General features: G+C 32.0%; 7 protein-coding genes and 1 tRNA gene. 5 read left to right on the forward strand and 3 right to left on the reverse strand.

Annotated elements, in window-relative coordinates:
- The 3 genes from pafA to ABWP60_RS09350 form a co-directional block, all read left to right on the forward strand.
- Positions 1 to 1,544, forward strand: a 1,544-nt coding sequence (pafA, locus tag ABWP60_RS09340) for an alkaline phosphatase PafA (RefSeq protein ID WP_353151725.1), incomplete at its 5' end; no start/stop codon positions are given.
- A 180-nt stretch (positions 1,545 to 1,724) separates the two neighbouring features.
- Complete coding sequence (sucC, locus tag ABWP60_RS09345) at positions 1,725 to 2,918, forward strand: ADP-forming succinate--CoA ligase subunit beta (RefSeq protein WP_291242161.1); 1,194 nt, start codon at positions 1,725 to 1,727, stop codon at positions 2,916 to 2,918.
- Positions 2,919 to 2,988: 70 nt separating this feature from the next.
- A tRNA-Ala gene (locus tag ABWP60_RS09350) sits at positions 2,989 to 3,062 on the forward strand.
- A gap of 8 nt (positions 3,063 to 3,070) precedes the next feature.
- On the opposite strand, the gene ABWP60_RS09355 is transcribed toward ABWP60_RS09350, so the two are convergent.
- Together ABWP60_RS09355 and ABWP60_RS09360 are read right to left on the reverse strand one after the other, a co-directional pair.
- Positions 3,071 to 3,835, reverse strand: a complete 765-nt coding sequence (locus tag ABWP60_RS09355; protein WP_353151727.1) for a TIGR02757 family protein — start codon at positions 3,833 to 3,835, stop codon at positions 3,071 to 3,073.
- Position 3,836: 1 nt separating this feature from the next.
- Positions 3,837 to 4,505, reverse strand: a complete 669-nt coding sequence (locus tag ABWP60_RS09360) for an ABC transporter ATP-binding protein (RefSeq protein WP_353151729.1) — start codon at positions 4,503 to 4,505, stop codon at positions 3,837 to 3,839.
- Positions 4,506 to 4,627: 122 nt separating this feature from the next.
- On the opposite strand from ABWP60_RS09360, the gene msrA reads away from it, so the two are divergent.
- A complete protein-coding gene (gene msrA / locus ABWP60_RS09365) occupies positions 4,628 to 5,266 on the forward strand; it encodes a peptide-methionine (S)-S-oxide reductase MsrA (RefSeq protein WP_353151731.1) in 639 nt (212 codons plus the stop codon).
- An 83-nt stretch (positions 5,267 to 5,349) separates the two neighbouring features.
- Entirely contained in the window at positions 5,350 to 5,649 is a 300-nt protein-coding gene (locus ABWP60_RS09370; protein ID WP_353151733.1) for a hypothetical protein, read from the forward strand.
- Positions 5,650 to 5,694: 45 nt separating this feature from the next.
- Here the strand turns inward: ABWP60_RS09370 and ABWP60_RS09375 are convergent.
- Positions 5,695 to 6,191, reverse strand: a 497-nt coding sequence (locus ABWP60_RS09375; RefSeq protein WP_353151735.1) for an aminotransferase class I/II-fold pyridoxal phosphate-dependent enzyme, incomplete at its 5' end; no start/stop codon positions are given.

Here is a 6,191-nt window from a genome sequence, read left to right on the forward strand (position 1 = left end):
CAAAATTAGTGGTTGGAATTGTGGTAGATCAAATGAAAATGGAATACTTGTATCGATTTTCAAATGATTTTTCAAATAAGGGCTTTAAAAAATTATTGGAAAAAGGATTTACTTTTCATAATATGCACTATAATTTTATGCCTACTTATACTGCTCCGGGACATGCAGCAATTTTCACAGGCGCCTTACCAAATGTAAACGGAATTGTAGGTAACGATTGGTTTAATAAAGCCACTGGCAAAGAAATGTATTGTACTGACGATGCTTCTGTAACCACTTTAGTTGAAGGAACTGAATCGGAAGGGAAAATGTCGCCAAAAAATCTTTTTAGCACAACTATTACAGACGAATTAAAATTAGCTACCAACTTTAAAAGTAAAGTAATTGGAATCAGTATTAAAGACAGAGGGGCTATTTTGCCAGCGGGGCATTTTGCAGACTGGGCGTTTTGGTATACTAAAACTGGAAACTTTATTTCAAGTTCCTTTTATGGAAATAAACTACCAGATTGGACAATTCAATTTAATGAAGAAAAAAACTATATAAAATATATTGAAAAAGGTTGGGATTTATTAAAACCAAAAGAAATTTATAACGAGAGTTTAAACGATAATAATCCATACGAAGGAAAATTATTTAAGAAAACACCATTTTTTCCATACGATACAAAAGAAATGTTTACTAATAATGATGCTGGAGTTTTAAGGACTACACCGTATGGAAATAATTTAATTGCAGATTTTGCTAAGAAAGCGATTGAAAATGAGAAAATGGGAGCCGATGAAATTACTGATTTTTTAACGCTAAGTTTTTCGTCTACAGATTATGTTGGTCACGTTTTAGGGCCTCGTTCCATTGAATTACAAGATACGTATTTGCGTTTAGACGAGACAATAGCTGATTTTTTAACTTATTTAGATGAAAAAGTAGGGAAAGGAAATTATTTAGTTTTCTTAACTGCAGATCATGCTGGAGCTGAAAACGCCACTTATTTAAAAGACAATAAATACGAAGTAGAAAGTTTAAATAGCAAAAATATACAACAAAGTATTATTGATTTTTCTCAAAAGACATTTGGCGAAAATATGTTATTAGAGTATTCAAATTTCAATATTTTTATTAATAAAGAAAAAGTAAATCAAAAAGGATTGGATTTAAATACTGTAAAACAAAAATTTAAAGCCTTTTTACTTTCGCAACACTTTATTAGTAATGTTTTTACTGAAGAAGAAATTCAAAATTCAGGTTCAAATAATCAATTGTTGCAAATTATTTCAAATGGTTACGATCCAAAACAAAACGGCGAATTAGTGTTGTTATTTAAACCTGGTTATATGGAATACTCCTCAACAGGAACTACACATGGCTCCCCATATTCATATGACACACATGTACCTTGTTTGTTTTATGGTTGGAAAATAAAAAAAGGAGCATCGTATAACAAAAAAACTATTACGCAGATTGCACCCACTTTAGCTCAAAAATTAAAGTTAACTATGCCAAACGGCACACAATCTGAAGTTTTAGAAGAAATATTAAAATAGAAATGTAATTGGCCAAATTCAATAGATTTTACTAATACCGTTTCTATTTTTGCTTTTTTCTCAAAAAAAACTATATTAATTTATCAAATTTAATTTTAAAAACAAGAATAAAATTAGTCATTTACCAATTACTTTATTATTTTTGTGCCACTTTTAAACAAGATTAACTCATACATAATTATGAACGTACACGAATATCAAGGTAAAGAAATATTAGCAAGCTATGGCGTGCGCATACAACGTGGTCATGTGGCAAACAATGCTGAAGAAGCAGTTGAAAAAGCAAAACAATTAACTGCAGAAACCGGTACTGGATGGCATGTAATTAAAGCTCAAATTCACGCAGGTGGTCGTGGAAAAGGTGGTGGTGTTAAATTAGCTAAAAATTTAGACCAAGTTAAAGAAATAGCGGGTCAAATTATTGGAATGGATTTAATTACGCCGCAAACACCTCCAACAGGAAAAAGAGTTCATAAAGTTTTAATTGCTGAAGATGTATATTATCCAGGTGAATCAGAAACGAAAGAATTTTATATGTCTGTTTTATTAAACAGAGGTAAAGGTCGTAATATGATTATGTATTCTACTGAAGGTGGAATGGATATTGAAGAAGTAGCGGAACACACACCACATTTAATTTTCACAGAAGAAATTGACCCTTCTGTTGGTTTACAAGGATTTCAGGCAAGACAAATTGCTTTTAATTTAGGGTTGTCAGGTGAAGCTTTTAAAGAAATGGTGAAATTTGTAGATGCTTTATATAAAGCATACATTGGTTCAGATGCAACTATGTTTGAAATTAATCCAGTTTTAAAAACATCAGATAATAAAATTATTGCAGTGGATGCTAAAGTTGATTTAGACGACAATGCCTTATTCCGTCATAAAGATTTAGCTGAAATGCGTGATGTTCGTGAAGAAAATCCAATTGAAGTAGAAGCTAAAGAAGTTGGTTTAAATTATGTAGATTTAGATGGAACGGTTGGATGTATGGTAAATGGTGCTGGTTTAGCAATGGCTACTATGGATTTAATTAAATACGCTGGTTTTGAACCGGCAAACTTTTTAGACGTAGGAGGAACTGCAGATGCAAAACGTGTTGAAACGGCTTTCCGTATTATTTTAAAAGATGCGAATGTAAAAGCCATTTTAATTAATATTTTTGGTGGAATTGTACGTTGCGATAGAGTAGCACAAGGAGTAGTTGATGCCTATAAAAATATGGGTGATGCTATTAAAGTGCCAATCATCGTTCGTTTACAAGGAACTAATGCAGAAATTGCTAAAGAATTAATTGACAATTCTGGAATGCCAATTTTATCAGCAGTGCAGTTTCAAGAAGCGGCTGACCAAGTAAAAGCAGCGTTATCTTAATAAAATTATTTTTATTTTATATATTTATCCCGACTTAGGTCGGGATTTTTTTTATATTTGAAAAGCAAAGGGGGGATTAGCTCATTTGGCTAGAGCGCTACGCTGGCAGCGTAGAGGCGACCGGTTCGAATCCGGTATTCTCCACAATTTTATTAAAACCCTTCAAAAACACCTAACCCAAACAAGGCAAAATCGTATTTTACAGGATCATTTGCGTCTAAACGTCTTAAATTAGTGTCTAATTCGTGTAACGCTTTTGCATCATTTTGTTTTCGGGTTAAAAGCAATAATTTCCGAGCCACATTTCCTGAATGTACATCTAACGGACAAGATAATGCAGCAGTAGGAATCGTTTTCCAAATTCCCAAATCAACGCCATTTACATCATTTCGAACCATCCAACGTAAAAACATGTTAATTCTTTTGGCGGCAGAACCATTTAATGGATCTGAAATGTGCTTTTGAGTTCTAGGTAAATGTGGAATTTCAAAAAAGGTTTTCTTAAATTCGGATATGCTTTTTTGTGTCGAATTATTTTCAATATGTTTGGAAAACACACTTTCTAAATCAGGATTGTTTTTATAAATATGTTGTAACGCTTTTATAAACGTTATAGCATCAGTAGCATTAAAGGTACGATGTACGAAATTAGATAATTTCTCTAAATGAGTTTCTTTATGATTCATTACAAAATCATATGGCGAATTTCCCATAATTTGCATAAGTTTATGCGAATTCGAAATAATCATTTTTCTATTTCCCCAAGCTATAGTTGCCGCTAAAAACCCAGCAATTTCAATATCTTCTTTTTGTGAATACAAATGCGGAATTTGAACAGGATCCGAATCAATAAAGTTTTTATTGTTGTACAACAGTACTTTTTCGTCTAGAAAACTTTTTAACTCTTCTGTAGTCATTTTAGCTTTGTAACACGCCATCAATCATTACCAATTTTCTATCGGCCATATTGGCTAATTCTTCATTATGCGTAACAATTACAAAGGTTTGTCCTAACTCATCACGTAATTTAAAAAACAATTGGTGTAAATTTTCAGCAGTAGTATGGTCTAAATTCCCAGACGGTTCGTCAGCAAAAATAACGGCGGGTTTGTTTATTAAAGCTCTGGCAACAGCAACGCGTTGTTGCTCTCCGCCAGAAAGTTCGGTTGGTTTGTGATTTATTCTGTGGGATAATCCCAAATAATCTAGAAGTTTTATGGCTTCTATTTCTACTTCTTTTTTCGATTTATTTGCAATAAAAGCCGGAATACAAACGTTCTCTAGTGCAGTAAATTCAGGTAATAGTTGATGAAATTGAAAAATAAATCCCAAATTTAAATTTCTAAATTTAGATAATTCTGTATCTTTTAAATTTATAATTGAAGTGCTATTAATTTCTAACGAACTTGCCTTGTTTTCTTTTTTATCTAAAACATCTAATGTGCCTAAAATTTGAAGCAAGGTAGTTTTTCCAGCTCCTGAAGGACCAACTATAGATACAATTTCACCTTTATTTATTTGAAGACTTACGTTTTTTAAAACTTGTAAATCGCCATAAAATTTATTTATATTGTTAGCTTTTATCATCACTTTAATTTGTACAAAGAAACAAAGAAATTGCGAATATTAAAATCTTTGCTGTACAAATCTAAAAGTAACGTTAAATTGATTCATCATAACGTATTATTGTCTAAATTTGATAAAAAAAGATGAACTATATTGTATTAATTAGTACTGTTTTGAGTTTTTTTTCGTGTGGAAATAAAACACAACTAACAGATAAAAAAACGGAGGTTAAAAAAGAAATTATGAATGATAGTGTACAAGTGGCAACGTTTGCCGGAGGATGCTTTTGGTGTACAGAAGCCGTTTTTTTGGAAGTAAAAGGAGTAGAAAAAATCGTTTCTGGATTTACAGGTGGATTTATAAAAAATCCTGCTTATCGCGAAGTGTGTAACGAAACTACAGGACACGCAGAAGGCATTCAAATTACATTTAATCCGAAAGAAGTGGCGTATGAAGATTTGTTAGAAATATTTTTTGCTACACACGATCCCACTACTTTAAATAAACAAGGTGCAGATGTGGGAACACAGTATAGAAGTGCTATTTTTTATCATTCCATCGAGCAAAAAGAAAAAGCGGAGAATTATATTCAATTAATTGAAAAAGAAAAATTATACGCAAATCCAATTGTAACACAAATAGAAGAAGCGGGTGTTTTTTATTTGGCAGAAGATTATCATCAAAATTATTACAATCAAAACAAAGAGCAAGGTTATTGCCAGTATGTTATCGCGCCTAAATTAGATAAATTACGCAAGTATTATAAGAGTAAGCTGAAGTAATGGGGTGAAAGGTTTTAGGTACAGGGTATCAGTATTTGATTGGAATAAATTCGTATCTTGGTATTCCAAAAATATAAATAAATATGAATCAAGAATCACAAACATCAATTGTAAATAAAAGCGATAAAAAAACAAAACTGATACTAAGTCTTATTTTTGATGGCATTGGAATGTTATCTTATATAGTTCCTATTTTTGCGGAATTTTTGGATGTTATTTGGGCCCCAATTTCTGGATTGCTTTTAGTGATTATGTATAAGGGATCAGTCGGAAAAATTGCAGGTTTGTTTGGAACTGTCGAAGAATTAATTCCATTAACGGATATCATTCCAACGTTTACAATTACTTGGTTTTATTCGTATATAATTAGAAAAGAAGCATAAAAAAAATCCCGCAATTAGCGGGATTTTTTTTTTATAAATAAAAACTTAATCTTTATAAACTTTTAATGCTTCTTTTAAAATTTGAGCCGATTTAATTAAATCTTCTTTTTTCAATACATAAGCCATTCTTATTTCATCTAATCCAACGCCTGGAGTAGAGTAGAAGCCCGCTGCAGGAGCTACCATAACGGTTGCGCCATTAAAATCATATTCTTCTAAAAGCCATTGCGCAAAGTGATCTGCATTTTTTACAGGTAATTTAGCAATACAGTAAAAAGCACCTTTTGGTTTAGCAATAGTTACGCCTTCAATTTTTTCCATTTCTTCCACTAAGGTATTTCTTCGGTCAACGTATTCCGTAATAACCTCGTTAAAATAACTTTGTGGGGTATCTAATGCGGCTTCACTGGCTACTTGTGCATAGGTAGGTGGACTCAAACGTGCCTGTGCGAATTTCATCGCAGTTGCCATAAATGCAGCATTTTTTGAAACGACACAACCAATTCTTGCACCACACATACTAAATCTTTTCGAAACCGAAT

Origin of the sequence: Flavobacterium sp. (genome assembly GCF_040402895.1) — a bacterium.
GTDB lineage: Bacteria > Bacteroidota > Bacteroidia > Flavobacteriales > Flavobacteriaceae > Flavobacterium.

Excerpts from the sequence above, each read along its gene's own strand:
- msrA (WP_353151731.1), top strand. The coding sequence starts at position 4,628 with ATGAACTATATTGTATTAATTAGTACTGTTTTGAGTTTTTTTTCGTGT.
- ABWP60_RS09360 (WP_353151729.1), bottom strand. The coding sequence starts at position 4,505 with ATGATAAAAGCTAACAATATAAATAAATTTTATGGCGATTTACAAGTT.
- ABWP60_RS09355 (WP_353151727.1), bottom strand. The coding sequence starts at position 3,835 with ATGACTACAGAAGAGTTAAAAAGTTTTCTAGACGAAAAAGTACTGTTG.
- sucC (WP_291242161.1), top strand. The coding sequence starts at position 1,725 with ATGAACGTACACGAATATCAAGGTAAAGAAATATTAGCAAGCTATGGC.
- ABWP60_RS09370 (WP_353151733.1), top strand. The coding sequence starts at position 5,350 with ATGAATCAAGAATCACAAACATCAATTGTAAATAAAAGCGATAAAAAA.